Origin of the sequence: Streptomyces sp. GDS52, from assembly GCF_052246875.1 — a bacterium.
GTDB lineage: Bacteria > Actinomycetota > Actinomycetes > Streptomycetales > Streptomycetaceae > Streptomyces > Streptomyces cathayae.
In genome coordinates this window covers 1,416,561-1,434,937 of sequence record NZ_CM125966.1, presented here as the reverse complement: position 1 = coordinate 1,434,937, position 18,377 = coordinate 1,416,561, and the positions used below count along the sequence as shown (strand labels likewise).

Genomic DNA, 18,377 nt, shown 5'->3' with positions numbered 1-18,377 from the left:
CGCCCCCTCGGCGTGGTGGGCTCGCCTCAGGAGCGTATCGCGTTGATGACGACAGTCAACGGTTCGCGATAGCCTGGCGGGGTCCACTCTGACGGGCCTCATGGCGGGCTCGGGCGGGCCTCATGACGGGCCGCGTCGGGCGCGGGGAGGGAAGGGACCGGCGATGACCGCATTCTCGCTCGAACCGGAACAACTCGCCTGGTGCGAACGGCTGCGAGCCCTGGCCGCCGGGCACCTGCGCCCGCTCGCCGAGAAGGGCGAGCCGGGCCGGGTCAACCGGCCCCTCGTCGCCGCACTCGGCACCCTCGGCCTGCTGCCCCGCCTGTTCACCTCCGGCGCGCTCGACCTGTGCCTGATGCGGGAGTCCCTGGCCCACGGCTGCACCGAGGCGGAGACCGCCCTCGCGCTCCAGGGCCTGGGCGCCCACCCCGTGCACGCCCACGGCGCCGAGGTGCTGCGGGCCCGCTGGCTGCCCCGGGTGGCGGACGGCACGGCGGTCGCGGCGTTCGCGCTCAGCGAGCCGGGAGCCGGCTCGGACGCGGCGGCGCTCTCCCTGACCGCCGACCCGGACGGCCCCGGCCGCTGGCGGCTCACCGGCGAGAAACGCTGGATCTCCAACGCGCCCGAGGCAGACTTCTACACCGTCTTCGCCCGCACCACCCCCGGCGCCGGCGCCCGCGGCGTGACCGCCTTCCTGGTGCCCGCCGACCGCCCCGGCCTCACCGGCACCCCCCTCGACATGCTCTCCCCGCACCCCATCGGAGCCCTCACTCTCGACGCCGTACCGGTGAGGGCCGACGACCTGCTCGGCGAACCCGACCGGGGTTTCCGGGTCGCCATGAACACCCTCAACCTGTTCCGGCCCAGCGTCGGCGCGTTCGCGGTCGGCATGGCGCGGGCGGCGCTGGACGCCACCCTCGAACACACCGCCGGCCGCGAGGCGTTCGGCGGCCGGCTGAGCGATCTGCAGGCGGTGTCCCACCAGGTCGCCGAGATGGCCCTGCGCACGGAGTCGGCCCGCCTGATGGTGTACGCGGCCGCCGCGGCGTACGACGCGGGCGCCCCCGACGTCCCCCGTCGCGCCGCCATGGCCAAGCTGCTGGCCACCGAGACCGCGCAGTACGTCGTCGACCGGGCCGTCCAACTGCACGGCGCGCGGGCCCTGCAACGCGGGCACCTGCTCGAACACCTCTATCGCGAGGTCCGCGCCCCCCGCGTCTACGAGGGGGCCAGCGAGGTCCAACGGGACATCATCGCCAAGGAGTTGTACAAGAGCCTGGAGGACCGATGACCACCGAGCGCGTCAACCCGCCCGACCTGTGCCCCCCGGCAGGCTTCTCGCACGCCGTCGTCGCCACCGGCTCCCGGGCGGTGTTCCTGGCAGGGCAGACCGCCCTCGACGGCGACGGCAAGGTCGTCGGCGACACCCTGCCCGAGCAGTTCACCCGGGCCCTCACCAACCTCCTCACCGCCCTGCGCGCCACCGGCGGCACCCCGGCGGACCTGGCCCGCGTCACCGTCTACGCCACCGACGTCGCCGCGTACCGCGTCCACGCCCGTGAGCTCGGCCGCGTCTGGCGGCGGCTGGCCGGCACCGACTACCCCGCGATGGCGGTGGTCGAGGTCGTCCGCCTGTGGGACGAGCAGGCGATGGTGGAACTCGACGGCTTCGCCCTGCTGCCCTGACCTCCTGCGGCCCCTGCACCCTCTGTACCCTCCGCACCCGTGTCCGCGTGATCCCTCCTCGCCGGTGCGGCGGTCGGCGGGTCGCCGCCGACGGCAGTGTCACCCTCTCCGGCACGTACCGCTGACTGGACGCCACCGGACCGGTCTTCGTCGGCTCCTCCGTCCACCGGGAGCCCGCCACCACGCGGTACTCCGTCGGCGGCACCCGGGCGGTGTGCGACGGTGGGACACACCGCTGGGAGAACACCGGACGCGTCCCCTCCGGCGCCCTGAAGGCCGGTGCCGCCGACGTCGAGGCCACCCTCACCGAGCTGCGCTCCGTCGACGGCCTCCTGCTGCCGGACTTCCACGCGGTCGAGCGGCAGACCGTCAAGCTGGTCCAGGACCGGGCAAACGGCTCCCACCCGCCGTGCTGCCGGGACCCGGAAGGCCACCGGCGCCGTTTCTGCCGCGGGCCTGCCTGGTCCCGAGTGCGGGAAGCCCGGCATCCTGGCGGCATGGTCTCACTCAGCCACACGGTGGTGCTCGCCCCTGTTCCGCGTGCCTGGTTCGTCGACGCTCTCGCCGTTCTGGTGGAGTCGGCGGAGAGCGGCCGAGCGGAGGAGGGGCAAATGCTGCTGCCGGACGGGCGCGTGCTGTCGGACATGCGGCTGGTCGAAGGGCGTCATCTTCGGCCCGGGGCGGTGTACGACGTGGTGCTCGACGAGAACGAGAACGGGGCCGGGGACGAGGCCGGTGGCGCGGAGGAGAAGAGGGTGCCGGGGGACCTCGGGGACTCGCTTCGGGTCACCGTACGGGAGTGGGACCGGCGCCGTGCGCTGCGGCTGGGGATCGCCGTGTCCGTGGCGGACGTCGGCCTGGTGGGGGAGGGGGCCCTGCGCAGCCCGGACCGTCCGCGCGAGGCCGAGATCAGCGGACAGGCCCGGATCGACGGCGTGTGGTCCGCGCTGTCCCGGCCGACGGGCCGGGCCCGGCTGCGCCTCGACGACTGGTGGACCGCCACGGACACCGGACGGGCCCCGCGCTCCGCGCCACTGTGGGCCCGGCTGGAGTGCGGCGCGGCGCGGGCGGAACTGCGGGCGGTACCGCGGCCGGACCCCGTCGAGGACAGATGGGAGGTGACGGTCACCGTGCGCATACGAGGCCGCCGCCTGTTCCGCCCGGTGGCGGCCCTCGCCCTCGGCCTGGGCCGACGACGACTGCAACGGGCCCTGACCGATGCCCTGGAGAACCTGGCCAGGGACTGGAACACCGAGGTGCCCCGGCTCACGGCGATGGGCCGCGACGACATCCGCCGGGAGATCCTGCCTCCCGCCTGAGACCGGCTGCCTCGGACACTCCGCACCCCGGACCCGCCGGAACCGCGAACCCCGCGGGAATCACAGTTCTTTGGCCGGCCAGGCCAGCAGGCGGGCGCCGATGACCGCCGTCTGGAGCATGTAGCGGTGCGCGGGCTCCGAGGGGTCGGCGCCGGTGAGTTTGTGGATGCGCTCCAGACGGTACGTCAGCGCCCTTACGCTCAGCGTGAGTCGGCGGGCCGCCTCCGCCGCGACGCAACCGGATTCGAAGTACGCGGTGAGCGTGTCGAGGAGGGGTTCGGCACCGCCCCGGGCCGTGGTGAGCGGACCGAGGGTGTTGCGGACCAGATCGGCCATCGCCTGCCGGTCGCGGGCCAGGACGGGGTAGACGAGCAGATCGGCGGCGCGCAGCAACGGCTCGTCGAGCCCCAGCCGTTCGGCTATCTCCAGGGTGCGCAGGGCCTCTTCGTAGGAGTGGACGACACCGCCGGGCCCGGACCGCGGGCGGCCGATGGCGACCTGGCCGCCGTCGGTCGCGGCGTGTGCCTGCTTGGCGAAGTGGGTGAGCACCTCACCGTGGTGCCCCGGTGCGACACACAGCAGCCGCCCGTCCTTGGTGGTGAGCAGGATGCTGCGGTCACCGAACCGGGCGACGAGGGCCTGCTCCACCTGCCGCGGTACGGCGTCCCCCTCGTCGTAGGCGGCGGGGCCCCGGGCGACGGCGACGGCGTGCTCCTGGGACAGTCGCAGCCCGAAGCGGTCGGCACGTTCGGCGAGCCGGCCCAGGTCGCTGCGTCCGTGGAGCAGATCGTCGATGAACTCCCGCCGGGCCGCCTCCTCCCGACGGACCGCCAGCCGCTGCGCCCGCTCGTAGCCCTCGGCGAAGGCGTCCACGGCCTGCTGGACGGCGGAGAGCGCCGCCTCGGCCGAGTCGGTGTGGCCGCGCGGCCAGGCGTCGCGTGCGGCGGTCAGATGGGTGCGCACCAGGGCACGCAGTCCGAAGCCCGCCTCCGCGGCGCGTTCCCCCAGCGCTTTCCGGGAGGCCAGCTCGTCCCGGGAGAGGCGCCGGCCGGTGGCCGCGACCTCCTCCAGGATCTGGGCATAACCTTCGAGATACTCCTCCGGAATCTCCCGCTCTGCCACATCGCCCCTTCGATTTTGACGCGCCCTTGACGCCGTCTTGACGTGTCGTTGATGCCCTACCCGGCATGAAGACCCTAGTGAACATTGCCGGGTTCCGGCAATGCGCGGACGGATCAACAGCGGGCAACATGGTCCGCGGGGAGCACCGCGGACGGTTCCGGTGCCCGGCACCGGCAGGCGTCGGGTGTCGGAACCGAGGGGGCCGGTGCTGTCGCCGGTACGAGCCGCGAACGGGAAGGGGGACGGGGATGCACATGATCGCAGAGGCCGCCACGGGCCTGCCCACCCTCCTGTTCACCGCGGCCCTCGTCGTGGCGGCCTGCTTCTGGCTGCTGGTGGCCGTGGGTGTCACCACTCCCCACGCCTTCGACTCGGACGCGGATCTCGAGGCCTGGGGGATGGGCGGGGTGCCGGTCGCTCTCGCGCTCTCCCTGCTGGCCCTGTTCACCTGGCTGCTGGCCACCGGCGCGACCGTGCTGCTGGCCGTCCACGTCCCCGACGGGTCCGCCGCGAGGTCGCTGCGCCTGCCGGTCGTGTTCGCCGCGCTGCTCGCCGCCTGGCGGCTGACCCGCTTCTTCGTGCGCCCGTTGCACCGGCTCCTGCCCGACGAACCCGAGCCGTCCCGGTAGTTCCGCGGGTGCGGAGGGAACCGGGGCGGTGCACCGCACGTGTCTCGTGACGGAGCCGTTCCACGGCTCCCGCGCAGGCCGGGCGTGCCGCACCACCACGCCGCACGAGCCGTACGGGCTCTCCGAGCCCGCTGAGTTCGCCGAGCTTTCCGAGCCGAGCCGAGCCGCACCGGGAAGGCTCCGCCCGCTCCACTTCTCGACGCCCGGCGTCGACCTGTCACTTCGCTTCTGTCCGTCACAAAGCCCTGAAGGACGTGTCCCATGGATGCTGCCACCGTGGGTGTCGCCGTGCTCGTCGGCGTCTGCCTGCTCCTCGTGTTCGCCGCCCTGTTCGTCATGACCAAGCTGTTCCGCAAGGTGGAGCAGGGCAAGGCGCTCATCGTCTCCAAGATGCGCAAGGTCGACGTGACCTTCACCGGGCAGGTCGTGCTGCCGGTGCTGCACAAGGCCGAGGTGATGGACATCTCGGTGAAGACCATCGAGATCACCCGGGCCGGCAAGGAAGGCCTGATCTGCCAGGACAACATCCGCGCCGACATCCGCATCACGTTCTTCGTCAAGGTCAACAAGAGCGTGCAGGACGTCATCAAGGTCGCCCAAGCGGTCGGTACCGCACGGGCCAGCGACCGCAACACCCTGCAGGAGCTGTTCCACGCGAAGTTCTCCGAGGCGCTGAAGACCGTCGGCAAGCAGCTGGACTTCACCGACCTCTACACCAAGCGTGAGGAGCTGCGGTACCGGATCATCGAGGTCATCGGTGTCGACCTGAACGGCTACCACCTCGAGGACGCGGCGATCGACTACCTGGAGCAGACGCCGCTGTCCCAGCTGGACCCGGGCAACGTGCTCGACGCGCAGGGCATCCGCAAGATCACCGAGCTGACGGCCATCGAGCACGTCCGCACCAACGAGGCCCAGCGCGGCGAGGAGAAGGAGATCACCCGGCAGAACGTCGACGCGCGGGAGGCGATCCTGGAGCTGGAGCGCCGTCAGACCGACGCGGAGATCAAGCAGCGCCGGGAGATCGAGACCGTACGGGCCCGTGAGGAGGCCGAGACGGCGCGGGTGGTGGAGGAGGAGCGGCTGCGTGCGCAGAGCGCCTTCCTGCGCACCGAGGAGCAGCTCGGCGTGCAGCGCGAGAACCAGGCCCGCGAGGTCGCCGTCGCCGCCAAGAACCGCGAGCGGGTCATCGCGGTGGAGAGCGAGCGCATCGAGAAGGACCGGATGCTGGAGGTCATCGCCCGTGAGCGGGAGACCTCGCTGACCCGGATCGCCGCCGACAAGGAGGTCGAGGCGGAGAAGCGGGAGATCGCCGAGGTCGTCCGGGAGCGGGTCGCGGTGGACCGTACGGTCGCCGAGCAGGAGGAGTCGATCCTGAAGCTGCGGGCCGTGGAGGAGGCGGAGCGGCAGCGCCAGGCCGTGATCATCGCCGCCGAGGCCGAGGCGCAGGAGAAGCTGGTCAAGGACATCAAGGCCGCCGAGGCCGCCGAGCAGGCCGCCACGCACCGCGCCGCCGAGGAACTGACCCTGGCCGAGGCCCGGTTGAAGACCGCCGACCTGGACGCGCAGGCGAAGCTGCGGATGGCCGAGGGCATCCAGGCGGAGGCCGCCGCCGAGGGGCTCGCCGCCGTGCAGGTCCGCGACAAGGAGGCCGAGGTCATCGAGAAGGCCGGCCGTGCCGAGGCCGAGGCGGCCGAGGCCCGGATGCGTGCCGAGGCCGAGGGCGCGCGGGCCAAGGCGCTCGCGGAGGCGGAGGCCATCAGCGGGAAGCTCAGGGCGGAGGCGGCCGGCCTCACCGAGAAGGCGGCGGCGATGGCCGCCCTCGACGAGGCGTCCCGCGGTCACGAGGAGTACCGGCTGCGGCTGGAGGCGGAGAAGGACGTACGGCTCGCCGGCCTGGAGGTGCAGCGGCAGGTCGCCGAGGCGCAGGCCACGGTCCTCGCGACCGGTCTGGAGAGCGCCGACATCAACATCGTCGGCGGGGAGTCCGTGTTCTTCGACCGGCTGATGTCGTCGATCTCCCTCGGCAAGAGCGTCGACGGGTTCGTCCAGCACTCCCAGACCGCCCAGGCCCTCGCCGGGCCCTGGCTGGACGGCACGGCGAACTTCACCGACGACCTGAGCCGGATGCTGGGCTCCGTCTCCAGCGCCGACGTGCAGAACCTGACGGTGTCCGCGCTGCTGATGCGGCTGATGAAGGCGGGCGGCGAGAACACCGGACAGCTTCAGCAACTGATCGAAAAAGCTGGGGAGTTGGGACTTGCGGACACCCCGCTGGCCGCACTGAACGGCCACGCGAGGGCCTGACGAGCCCGACCACCCCGATCGGGAGCCGCCGCACAGGGGACGGCGGCTCCCGACCGCTCCCTCCCGAGAGGAAGCCATGAGCACCGGCACCCACGAGACGCCCGACACCCGCGCCCACACCCCGGCCGACGCCGACGGCGGCACCGGCCCCACCGCCGGCCGCCACGGGCCGGTCGACGGCGGCACCTACCAGGTGCTGCGCGACCGGCTGTCCGCGCAGGCCGCCGAACTGGCCCGCCGCACCGAGGCGTTGAACCGGCAGCGGATCGAGGCGTTCGGCTCCACCGGACTGCGCCTCACCGGCACCGAACGGCTGCGCACCGACCGCACGAGCGTGCCCCGCGACATCGTCGCCGTGGGCGACGTGCTCCTCTTCGGCTACGGCGCCCAGCCCCGCCCGGACACGGACACCGCCGTCGGAGACGTCCTCGCCGCCCACGACCGGAACCTGAACCGGCTGCCCGACGACGCCGTGCCCGGACTCCTCGACGACCCCGCCTTCGTAGGGGAGTTCGCCGCCCTGCACCGCTACTACCGTCAGGCACGCCTGCTGCGGCTGCGCCGCGTGGACGGCAGGCTGCTCGCCGTCTTCCAGACCGGCGAGAAGGCCGGCGACATCCGCGTCCTGCGCTGGTCGGTGACCGAGGACGGCCGGGCCGCCTTCCTCGACGCGCGCGGCGACCGCGACCACGCCCGCACCCCGGCCCCGGACATCGAATGGACCCGCACCACCCGCGAGGACCACGTCCTCGGCCGGCACCCGCACGTCTCCGTCCAGGGCGAGGTCTTCGTCGACACCCTCGGCGGCACCCTCACCGTCAGGACGCACAGCGACCCCGAGACCCCCGACGGCATCCACAGCGAACCGGTCGACGAACCGCTCCAGTCCCTCGCCGACGCGGAGATCTCCCACGCCCGCGTCGGCGCCCTGATCCTGCTGCGCGTCCTGCCCTACAAGGAGACCGCGCACCGCCACCTCGTCTTCAACACCCTCACCCGGACCGTCGTCCGCCTCGACGGCGTCGGACAGGGCTGCCGCCGCCTGCCCGAGGACCAGGGCATCGTCTTCCCCGGCGGCTACTGCCTGGCCGCCGGCCCCCACAAGACATACGAACTCGACACGACCGGCATGGAGTTCGAGCGCGAGGTGCGCTCACCCAACGGCGAGGACGTGCTGTACGCCTTCCACGCACCCGGCCGGGGCCGCGCCCTGCTGCTGTCGTACAACGTGATCCGCGAGGAGGTCGCCACCCCGCTGACCTGCCACGGCTGGGCCCTGTTCGACGACGGCGCGCTCACCCTGCTGCGGCCCGACGGCGACGAGGCGGCCCGCGTCCACCCGCTCCAGCAGTGGCACTCGCCCTACGTCTCCGACACCCACGCCGCCGGCCGGCCCGTCGGCGACGGCCCCCTCGACCGGGTCGGCAACGCCGACCTCGTACGCGGCGTCTCCGACTGCCTCTCCCTGGCCCGCTCCGTCACCGAGACCACCCCGACCACCGAGGTGTACGAGGCCCTGGTCGCCGCCTGCGTCCGCACCGCGGACGCCCACCACTGGCTGGCCGACCCCGAACTCGGCGACCTGCACGCCCCCCTGGAGCAGGTGCGCGGCACCGCCGAACAGGTCCTGGCCGAGTTCGAGACCGTACGCGACCTCTCCCGCCGAGCCGCCGAAGCACTCGACGAGGCGGCCGGACGCATCGCCTCCGTGGTACGCCGGCTGCGCGGGGAACAGCCCCGCGAGGCCACCGCCTGGATCGCCGGGCTCACCGAACTCCGCCACGCCCAGGGCCACCTGCTGACCCTGAAGGAGATGCGGTACGCCGACCACACCCGCATCGACGAACTCGCCGCCGACGCCGGACACGACCTCGCCTCCTTCGGACAGCGCGCGGTCACCCACCTCGCCCACGAGGACGCCTTCGCCGCCCACCACACCGACGTCGAACGCCTCGTCACCGACGCGGAGGCGATCACCACCGCCGCCGAGGCGGCCCCCCTCGCCGCCCGCCTGGACGAACTCGCCGACGGACTGCGCACGGTGACCGAGGTCGTCGCCGGCCTCGACATCGGCGACGCGACCGTCCGCACCGCCGTACTGGAACGCGTCGCCGAGGCCCTCGGCGGCGTCAACCGCGCCCGCGCCACCCTCGACGCCCGCCGCCGCGGCCTGCGCGACCGGGAGGCACGCGCCGGATTCACCGCCGAGATCGCCCTGCTCGGCCAGACGGTCACCGGCGCCCTCGCCGGCGCCACCGACCCCGAGTCCTGCGACGAACAACTGACCCGCGTACTGGCCCAGCTGGAAACCCTGGAGTCCCGTTTCGCGGAGTTCGACGACGTCCTCGGCGAACTCGCCGACCAGCGCACCGAGATCTACGAGGCCTTCGCCGCCCGCACACAGAGCCTCACCGACGCCCGCGCCCGCCGCGCCGAACAGCTCGCCTCCGCCGCCGACCGCGTCCTTTCGACCATCGCCCGCCGCTCCACCACCCTCGCCGACACCGACGAGGTCAGCACCTACTTCGCCTCCGACCCGCTGGTCGCCAAGGTCCGCCGCACCGCCGGTGAACTGCGCGAACTCGGCGACCGCGTCCGGGCCGAGGAACTCGACGGACGCCTCCGCTCCGCCCGGCAGGAAGCCGCCCGCGCCCTGCGCGACCGCACCGACCTCTACGCCGACGGCGGCCGCGCCATCCGCCTGGGCGGCCACCGCTTCGCCGTCACCACCCAACCCCTCGACCTCACCCTCGTCCCGCACGGCGACACCCTCGCCTTCGCCCTCACCGGCACCGACTACCGCAGCCCCGTCACCGACCCCGCCCTCACCGAGGGCCGCCGCCACTGGGAGCGGCATCTGCCCTCCGAGTCGCCCGAGGTCTACCGCGCCGAACACCTCGCCGCCCGCCTCCTGCACGAACACGGCCCCGACGCCCTGAACGGCGCCGACGACCTCGAGACCCTGGTGCGCCGGGCCGCCGAGGAGGCCTACGACGAGGGATACGAGCGCGGCGTCCACGACCACGACACCACCGCGATCCTCACCGCCGTGCTGCGCCTGCACGAGGGGGCCGGAGCCCTGCGCCACGAGCCCGCCGCCCGCGCCCTCGCCCTGCTGCACTGGACCCACGCCACCACCACCGCCGAGCGCGCCGACCTCACCCGCCGGGCCCGCTCCCTGGCCCGGGTCCGCGACGCCTTCGGCCCGCCCCCGGCGCTCGCCGACCTGCACACCGAACTCGCCCGCACGATCGCCGACCGGCACCCCGACGCGACCGCCCGACCGGAAGCCTGCGCCGCCTACCTCTTCGACGAACTCACCACCGGCCCCGACGGGTTCGTCATCAGCGCACAGGCCCGCACCCTGCTCGACAAGTTCCGCCGCACCGTCGCCACCGAGGCCTACGACGAGGACCTGCCCGCCCTCACCGACCTCACCGCCCGCCGCCAACTCGTCGAGGCCTGGCTGTCCGCGTACGCCACCGCCACCGGCACCCACCTCACCCCCGGCGACCTCGCCGAGGCCGTCGCCGCCGAACTCTGCCCCGACCAGCCCCGCCACGAGTCCGACGCACCCCTGGCCACCACCGTGGAGGGCCTGCTCGGCACCCACCCCCGCATCACCGACCGGCGCCTGACCCTCCGCCTGGACGAATTCCTCGCCCGCACCCAGGAGTTCAGGGAGCACGAGACCCCCGCCTTCCGCGCCTTCCAGCGCCGCCGCACCGCCCTGGTCGACGCCGAACGCACCCGGCTGCGCCTGGACGACCACCGCCCGCGGGTGATGTCGACCTTCGTCCGCAACCGCCTGGTCGACGAGGTCTACCTCCCCCTCATCGGGGACAGCCTCGCCAAACAGCTCGGCACCACCGGCGAGTCCGCACGCACCGGCACCGGCGGACTGCTGCTCCTTCTCTCCCCGCCCGGCTACGGCAAGACCACCCTCATGGAGTACGTCGCCGACCGGCTCGGCCTCGTCCTGGTGAAGATCAGCGGCCCCGCGCTCGGCCACACCGTCACCTCCCTCGACCCGGCCGAGGCACCGAACGCCACCGCACGCCAGGAGATCGAGAAGATCAACTTCGCGCTGGCCGCCGGCAACAACACCCTTCTCCACCTCGACGACATCCAGCACACCTCGCCCGAACTCCTCCAGAAGTTCATCCCGCTGTGCGACGCCACCCGCCGGGTGGAGGGCGTGTGGGAGGGCGAGCCGCGCACCTACGACCTGCGGGGCAAGCGGTTCGCCGTCTGCATGGCCGGCAACCCGTACACCGAGTCCGGCGAACTCTTCCGGGTGCCCGACATGCTGGCCAACCGCGCCGACGTGTGGAACCTCGGCGACGTCCTCACCGGCAAGGAAGAGGCCTTCGCCGCCAGCTTCGTGGAGAACGCCCTCACCGCCAACCCGGTCCTCGCCCCGCTCACCGGGCGCGACCGCGCCGACCTCGACCTGCTGATCCGCCTCGCCGGGGGCGACCCCACGGCCCACGCCGACCGGCTCACCCACCCCTACGCCCCCACCGAACTGGACCGCGTCCTGGCCGTACTGCGCCACCTGCTCACCGCCCGCCGCACGGTCCTCGCGGTCAACGCGGCCTACATCGCCTCCGCCGCCCAGTCCGACGACGCCCGCACCGAGCCGCCGTTCCGCCTCCAGGGCTCCTACCGCAACATGAACAAGATCGCCCAGCGGATCCAGCCCGTCATGAACGACGCCGAACTCACCGCCGTCATCGAGGACCACTACACGGCCGAGGCGCAGACCCTCACCACCGGCGCGGAGGCGAACCTGCTCAAACTCGCCGAACTGCGCGGCACCCTCACCCCCGCGCAGGCCGACCGCTGGGGCGAGGTGAAGGCGGCCCACCTGCGCACCCGCACCCTCGGCGGCCCCGACGACGACGCCCTCGCCCGCGCGGTCGCCGCCCTCGCACTCCTCGGCGACCGCATCGCCGCCGTCGAATCGGCCATCACCCGCGCGGCCGGCCCCCGGAGCGCCGGCCGGGGCCCCTCGGGGGATCGGAACGTCATCTGAAGAACTGTGAATTCCCTTAGACGGAAGGGGTTTATCTACGCGCGGAGACGGCCCGCCTGAATAATCATTCAGGCATTACGGGCGGCTTTTCGCCGAGGTGTTACTGACGAGTTCCAGCCCTGCTAGAAGAGTGGTTGCTTCGTCAACCAACCACTCCTCTCCCGCACTTCGAAGGGCTGACCGCTATGTCAGTGCGTTCTCTCCGGGCCTCCGTGCTGGCCTTCGTCATGGGTGCCGCAGCCGTCCTCGGCATGGCGCAGCCGGCCTCGGCGGCCGGCCACCACTACGTCGCTCTCGGCGACTCCTACTCCTCCGGTGTGGGCGCCGGGAGCTACACGTCCGAGAGCGGCGACTGCAGACGCAGCACCAAGGCCTACCCCCAACTCTGGGCCGCCGCGAACGCCCCGTCCTCGTTCAAGTTCGCCGCCTGCAGCGGCGCGACCACGAGCAGCGTCTCCAGCGGTCAGCTGGGCGCGCTGAACACGTCGACCACGCTCGTCAGCGTCACCGCGGGCGGGAACGACATGGGCTTCGCGGACGTCATGCAGGCCTGTGTGCTGCAGAGCGAGGCGACCTGCGTCAGCCGCGTCAACTCGGCCATCTCCCTCATGAACAGCTCCCTCCCGGGCAAGCTCGACACGATGTACAACAGCATCCGCTCGCGCGCCCCGCAGGCCCGCGTGGTGGTCCTGGGGTACCCGCGCTTCTACAAGCTCTCGGGCAGCTGCATCGCCGGACTCACCGAGACCGAGCGCGGCGCGATCAACAACGCCTCGGACGTGATGAACGGGGTGATCGCCAAGCGGGCGGCCAACGCCGGGTTCGCCTTCTCCAGCGTGGTGGACGAGTTCACCGGCCACGAGCTCTGCTCGGGCGACGCCTGGCTCCACAGCGTGACGGTCCCGATCGAAAACTCCTACCACCCGAAGGCCACCGGCCAGTCGAGCGGCTACCTCCCCGCCTTCCGCACCTCGGTCTGACCGGAGCCCGGCCTTCGGACGGTGCCGGGCGCGCAGGACCCGGCACCGCCCGAACCGAGCCCCCGGCAGACTCGCTCTCCTCCCACCCGCGCGCGACGCCACCCCTCGATCGGCCCGTGGCGCGGACATCTGTACTCCCAGGGTGTTTCCGGCCGAACGAGGTCCTGCCCTCCGGCAATGAGTGCGTCATCAGGTCACCCTTTCCCTCTTGGGTCTGCCAGGCTGCTGCGGCCATTGACTTTGTTCCCAGGCCAGACCTGGTCATCGAGTTCATGGGCGGGTGCAGGAGCGCTCGGCGGCCGGACTTCGTTGCGTACTGGAGCGGCTCGGCCGATAGTGTCAACGGTGTTGATCGAGCCGACGGCAGAGAGCGCATCCCACGCCGACGGGGAGCGGAACTGGCCCGGCACACAGTGGGGGAGAGGCGCGTGCACGCTCAGGAAACCACGTTCAAGGAGCTCGTCCAGGGCGAGAAGCAGTTCCAGGTGCCGCTCTACCAGCGCACCTACAGCTGGGAGCGAGAGGAACTCAAGCAGCTCTGGGACGACGTACTGGAGCTGGTCGAGGAGCAGTTGGAGGGCAAGGCTCCCGCGACCCATTTCCTCGGCTCCGTGGTGCTGGCCCCGGGAAGGATCACCGCGGGAGGCATGCAGCGCTGGCTCGTCGTCGACGGACAGCAGCGGCTCACCACCCTCATGCTGGCCCTCACCGCCTTGCGCGACCGTTACCGTGAGCGCGGCTCCGAGCGGGACGCCGACCGCATTCACGACCTCGTGCTCGTCAACAGGTACCGCAACGGCGACGACCACTACCGCCTCCTGCCGACGCAGGCGGACCGCGAAGCCTTCACCGCGTGCGTCGAGAACACGCCCAAGGCCGGCGGCCCCGGCAATGTGGGCGCCGCCTACCGCTTCTTCCTGGCCGCCTTCACCGATGGCGAGGAGAACGGCGGCGAAGCGTGGACGGGCGCGGTGGAAACCGTCCTGAGCAGTCTGCTGTCCATCGTCGAGATCACCGCGGCCGAAGGCGACAACGTCTACCGCATCTTCGAATCGATCAACAACACCGGTGTCGGCCTCCGACAGAGCGACCTGCTGCGCAACTACCTCTTCATGTGCCTGCAGACCCGAGGTGAGTCCGTCTACCGCAACCACTGGCTGCCCATGCAGGAGCTCCTCGGGCCCGACAACCTCGAACTGCTCGTCTGGCTCGACCTGGTCGTGGCCGGCAACAGCCGGGCCAAGCAGAGCGAGATCTACCGCGACCAGAAGAAGCGCCTGGAGCCGCTGAGTACCGACGAGGCGGCGTTGGAAGTCGAGATTTCCTCTCTCGCCCGGCGGGCCGAACGGCTGATGCGCATCCTGGAGCCCCGGCGGGAACCGGACCCGGAGCTGCGCGAGGTGCTGGAGAGACTGTCCCGTTGGGGCGGTCAGACCCACTACCCGCTGGCGCTCCAGCTCCTCGACCGCGTCGACGACGGGCGGGCCACGCCCCAACAGGCCGCCCGAGCGCTGGCCTACGCCGAAAGCTACATGGTGCGCCGCCTCTTGGCGGGCCTGTCCACCACGGGCAGTAACCGGGTCTTCATGGAGATGCCCAAGGAAGTGGAGAAGGACGACGACCCGGCGGACGCCGTACGTCGTTTCCTGTCGCGGAACAGGACGGGGGCACGCGTCTGGCCCGGCGACGAAGCACTGCGCGAGGCGGTCCGCACCCGCCCCTTCTACAAGGCGGGCCGCAGCAACCAGCGGTTCCAGGTGCTGCGCCGACTGGAGGAGAGCTACGGCGGCAGCGAGCCCGTCGACTACGCCAAGGCATCCCTCACCGTCGAGCACGTGCTGCCGCAGAGCCCGGCCCAGCAGTGGTACGACCTTCTCGCCGAGGACGCCGAGGACGGCCAGAGCCCGAACGAACTTCACGCCCTGCTCGTCCACACGCTGGGCAACCTCACCCTCTCCGCGGACAACGCACGCCTGTCGAACCACCCCTTCCGCCGCAAGCAGGAAATCCTCGACGCCAGCGCCCTGCGCATGAACCAGCGGATCGCCGCCGAGGAACGGTGGGGGAGGACGGCGATTCTCGCCCGCGCCGACGAACTGGCGGACAGAGCGGTGCGGTTGTGGCCCGGTCCGGCCGAGGAAGTCGTCCAGGCAGAGGACGAGTGGGCCGGCTGGAAGGAGCTCCGGGCCGTGCTCCTCGCCATGCCGGCCGGTACGTGGACGACGTACGGCGACGTGGCCGCACTCATCGGCACCCATGCCGTTCCCGTGGGCCAGCACCTGGCGACCAAGGCCGGTCTGCACGGCGCCTACCGCGTGCTGACGGCGGACGGCCGTGTCTCGGCGGGCTTCCGGTGGCCGGACGGCAAGGAGTCCGGCGATGCACTGACCCGCCTGGAAGCGGAGGGCGTCCCCTTCGACGACGCGGGCCGGGCCCGCCGATCCCACCGGCTGACCACCGCCGACCTGGCGGCCCTGGTCGGCAAGGAAACCGCCGATGAGGCCGTGCCGTCCGAGCAGGCTGAAGACGAACAGCAGTCGAGGGCAGACCGGTTCGAGGCGCAACTGCGCGACAATCAGACCGAGGAGACCGTGCATGGCGTCCTCGGTGTGCTGCGTTCCTGGGAACAGCAGGGTGGCCACCTTGCCTACGGCCGGGCCGACGAGACCAGTTGCTTCCCGATGGTGCGGTTCGGCGGCCCGCGCGACACCGCCCGCGCGCTCTGGCCGCTGGCGATCTACCCGGTCGCGGGCACCGTCGAAGTGGTCTTCCAGCACTTGAAGCGGCGTCCCCCGTTCGACGACGAGCCCCTGCGCCGTGAGCTGATGACCCGACTGAACGGCATCGAGGGCGTCGACCTGGCCGAGGCCAAACTGGACCTGCGTCCGTCCTTCCCGCTGGAGGTCTTCTCCGGGCACGGCGAGGAGATCCGCGCGGTGCTGGAGTGGTTCGCGCACACCGCCGCGCTGGCCGAGGCCCGCCGCATGGTGGACGAGGACCCGGACACGCTCTGACGCTCGACGTTCCCCTCAGGTGCGTGGGGTCCCACGGTTTCCCGGGCCCCACGCACGTCGAACACGAGGTGCTACTGGCCCGGGCCGCCGATGACAGGCGCCAGGAACGGGCTCGGCGCCCCGTGCCAGGACACCCGCAGCGCCTCCCGTGCCCGCGTGCACGCCACGAACAGCACGCTCAGCTCGCTGTTCACGTCCTCCTGATGCTGTTGGGCGTCGACGTCCACCGGAGTGACGGCGGACTTCATCGGAACCGTGCCGTCCATCACCCCGGCCACGGCGACGCAGCGGAACTCCAGCCCCTTCATCCGGTGCATGGTCCCGATCCGCACCCCCGCACCACTGCGCCCGGCTCCCAGCACAACGGCGGAGATGCCGGCGTGCTCCAGGGCCTGGGCGATGTCCCGCCCGAACTGGATGAACCGCACCGCGATGCCGATGTGTTCCGCCTCCACACCCGACGCGGCCCACTTCTCCACCTGGGTCACCAGCGCCGCCATCTCCTCGGGCTTCGTGGCGTGTCCCGCGGTCTCGGGCCGTTCGCCGTGCATCGTGGAGCGATAGCCGACCAGGGTCTCCTTCCCGTCGTCCATGTCGTCCGGTTTCTCCCCGGTCAGCAGCGCCGTGGACCAGGTGAGAATCTCCTGTGTGGTGCGATAGTTGACCCGCAGCCGGTACGAGCGTCCGACGACCTCGATGCCGAGCGAGCGAAGCGAGACCCGGTTGCCGTAGATGCGCTGGTGGGTATCCCCGGCGAGGAACAGGTCGTCGGCGCCGGGGGCGACGAGGGCCCGTAGGAACCGCCATTGGGCGGGGTGCAGGTCCTGTGCCTCGTCGACCACGACGTGCCGGAAGGGCCGCTCGTCGCGCCCGTCCAGGACACGCGCCGCCTCGGCGCACACCTGCAGGAAGGTCCACTCCCCGGCCTGGCGCAACTGCTCCTCGAAAGCGGAGACCGCACGCCACACCTGCAGCCGTTTCAGCGGCCCGAGCCCGCTGCCGCGGCCCGTCCGCAGCACTTTCAAGTACTCCTCGGGCGTGGCGACGGCGTGCGCGAGGACGACGTGCCGCCACTCCTGGTCGAGGAAGACGTCCGTGAAGTCGAGGTTCAACCGCCGCGCGATCCGCGCCCACCGTGCGGTGATCTCCTTCTGGTCGAAGACCAGCTTGAGCGGTGCACCGCCGCGGTCCGCCCGCACGATCTCGTTGGCCAGGGCATCCACGTTCACTACCCTGATCTTCGCGCGGACGGCGTCCTCCGTGATCAGCAGCTCCACGCAGCGCTGCAGTTCGGCGGCCAGGTCCTTCGTGTAGGTCGTCAGCAGCACGCAGCCGTCGGGTGCGTCGGCGGGCAGGTGCCGCGCGAGGTGGTACGCCCGATGCAGCGCGACGACGGTCTTACCGGTGCCGGGCCCGCCGGTGACCCGTGCCGAACCGGCGTAGCTTTCCTGGTAGGCCACCCGGTACTGGCTCGGGTGCAGGAAGATCCGCCAGGCGTCGAAGGGGCGCTGAAGGATCTCCAGCAGTTCGTCGGCTCCGGAGACGAGGGCGATACGGCCGCGCGAGCGGGCCATGGCGGTACCCAGCTCGTCACCCTCGGAGGGACGAATGCTCTGCGAGGCGGTCCGGGCGTACGCCTGCACGAGTTCGCGGTCGATCTCCTCGGGCTTCATACCGGTGGCGAGCCCGAGCAGCACGTCGTACTGCTGCTCGGGAAGCACCTTGTGCAGCGCCTCCAGGTGGGCCTCGTCGGGGACCAGTCGGATGATCGGCAGGATCTCCTCGTCCACGCCGAGGCTGCGCAGCACCTTGTCCGGATACGCGGAGGCGGGGAACAGGCGGGACGGCTCGTCGACGGCCAGCGCGCGCAGTCCGGCCGTGGCCCGTTCCAGCGCCACGTCGTTGCGTATCTCGATGCCGTGGGTGGCCTCGTTCACCGAGGCGCGGTGCTTGGTCGCCCAGTCGTTGGCCTTGTCGTGCGGGAGCACCTTCAGCAGCAGATAGCTGTCGCCGGACTCCGCCTTGAGGACGACACCGCGCCAGAAGCCGGTGATCCGGATGGTCCGCAGCCGCGGATCCTTCTGGTGTGTGAGTTTCTCCAGGTGCAGTCCCGCGTGCGTGGCCGCGGCGAACTTCTCGAACACCTCGAAGACGCGTTTCTGGACGGGTTTCTCCAGCGCGGCGAACTCCATCAGAAAGTCCCGGTGCATGCCCAGCGTCGCCATCCCCGCCCCCTCCGACCAGCCTCTCCAGGAACCACGATCACTTTACTGACCGATGCC

General features: G+C 71.8%; 10 protein-coding genes. 8 read left to right on the top strand and 2 right to left on the bottom strand.

Features of this window, described 5'->3' with window-relative positions:
- Positions 1-163 precede the first annotated feature (163 nt).
- The 3 genes from ACTWJ9_RS06430 to ACTWJ9_RS06420 all read left to right on the top strand — a co-directional run bounded on the left by ACTWJ9_RS06430 (position 164) and on the right by ACTWJ9_RS06420 (position 3,005).
- Entirely contained in the window at positions 164-1,291 is a 1,128-nt protein-coding gene (locus tag ACTWJ9_RS06430; RefSeq protein ID WP_443295319.1) for an acyl-CoA dehydrogenase family protein, read from the top strand.
- Positions 1,288-1,686: a RidA family protein gene (locus ACTWJ9_RS06425; protein ID WP_443295318.1), complete on the top strand. Its 399-nt coding sequence runs from the start codon at positions 1,288-1,290 to the stop codon at positions 1,684-1,686. Before ACTWJ9_RS06430 ends, ACTWJ9_RS06425 begins: the two co-directional genes overlap by 4 nt.
- A gap of 125 nt (positions 1,687-1,811) precedes the next feature.
- Positions 1,812-3,005, top strand: coding sequence for a DUF6299 family protein (locus ACTWJ9_RS06420; RefSeq protein ID WP_443295860.1), 1,194 nt, complete (start codon positions 1,812-1,814; stop codon positions 3,003-3,005).
- A gap of 60 nt (positions 3,006-3,065) precedes the next feature.
- Here the strand turns inward: ACTWJ9_RS06420 and ACTWJ9_RS06415 are convergent, their stop codons facing one another.
- Positions 3,066-4,127 (bottom strand): PucR family transcriptional regulator, encoded by a 1,062-nt coding sequence (locus ACTWJ9_RS06415; protein ID WP_279333238.1) that lies wholly within the window; start codon positions 4,125-4,127, stop codon positions 3,066-3,068.
- A gap of 248 nt (positions 4,128-4,375) precedes the next feature.
- Here ACTWJ9_RS06415 and ACTWJ9_RS06410 point away from each other — a divergent pair, with 248 nt between their 5' ends.
- The 5 genes from ACTWJ9_RS06410 (at position 4,376) to ACTWJ9_RS06390 (ending at position 16,095) form a co-directional block, all read left to right on the top strand.
- Positions 4,376-4,756, top strand: a complete 381-nt coding sequence (locus ACTWJ9_RS06410) for a hypothetical protein (protein WP_279333237.1) — start codon at positions 4,376-4,378, stop codon at positions 4,754-4,756.
- A gap of 261 nt (positions 4,757-5,017) precedes the next feature.
- Positions 5,018-7,063, top strand: coding sequence for a flotillin family protein (locus tag ACTWJ9_RS06405; RefSeq protein WP_279333236.1), 2,046 nt, complete (start codon positions 5,018-5,020; stop codon positions 7,061-7,063).
- Between the two features lie 76 nt (positions 7,064-7,139).
- Positions 7,140-12,101, top strand: coding sequence for a DNA repair ATPase (locus tag ACTWJ9_RS06400; RefSeq protein WP_443295317.1), 4,962 nt, complete (start codon positions 7,140-7,142; stop codon positions 12,099-12,101).
- 185 nt (positions 12,102-12,286) lie between these two features.
- Positions 12,287-13,081 (top strand): SGNH/GDSL hydrolase family protein, encoded by a 795-nt coding sequence (locus ACTWJ9_RS06395; protein ID WP_443295316.1) that lies wholly within the window; start codon positions 12,287-12,289, stop codon positions 13,079-13,081.
- A 428-nt stretch (positions 13,082-13,509) separates the two neighbouring features.
- The gene (locus ACTWJ9_RS06390; protein ID WP_388702213.1) at positions 13,510-16,095 is read left to right on the top strand and encodes a GmrSD restriction endonuclease domain-containing protein; all 2,586 of its coding nucleotides are present in this window, start codon (positions 13,510-13,512) and stop codon (positions 16,093-16,095) included.
- 71 nt (positions 16,096-16,166) lie between these two features.
- Here ACTWJ9_RS06390 and ACTWJ9_RS06385 read toward each other — a convergent pair whose 3' ends face one another.
- Positions 16,167-18,320, bottom strand: coding sequence for a UvrD-helicase domain-containing protein (locus tag ACTWJ9_RS06385; RefSeq protein ID WP_388702212.1), 2,154 nt, complete (start codon positions 18,318-18,320; stop codon positions 16,167-16,169).
- Between the last annotated feature and the right edge of the window lie 57 nt (positions 18,321-18,377).

Excerpts from the sequence above, each read along its gene's own strand:
- ACTWJ9_RS06395 (WP_443295316.1), top strand. The coding sequence starts at position 12,287 with ATGTCAGTGCGTTCTCTCCGGGCCTCCGTGCTGGCCTTCGTCATGGGT.
- ACTWJ9_RS06425 (WP_443295318.1), top strand. The coding sequence starts at position 1,288 with ATGACCACCGAGCGCGTCAACCCGCCCGACCTGTGCCCCCCGGCAGGC.
- ACTWJ9_RS06410 (WP_279333237.1), top strand. The coding sequence starts at position 4,376 with ATGCACATGATCGCAGAGGCCGCCACGGGCCTGCCCACCCTCCTGTTC.
- ACTWJ9_RS06430 (WP_443295319.1), top strand. The coding sequence starts at position 164 with ATGACCGCATTCTCGCTCGAACCGGAACAACTCGCCTGGTGCGAACGG.
- ACTWJ9_RS06385 (WP_388702212.1), bottom strand. The coding sequence starts at position 18,320 with ATGGCGACGCTGGGCATGCACCGGGACTTTCTGATGGAGTTCGCCGCG.
- ACTWJ9_RS06405 (WP_279333236.1), top strand. The coding sequence starts at position 5,018 with ATGGATGCTGCCACCGTGGGTGTCGCCGTGCTCGTCGGCGTCTGCCTG.
- ACTWJ9_RS06400 (WP_443295317.1), top strand. The coding sequence starts at position 7,140 with ATGAGCACCGGCACCCACGAGACGCCCGACACCCGCGCCCACACCCCG.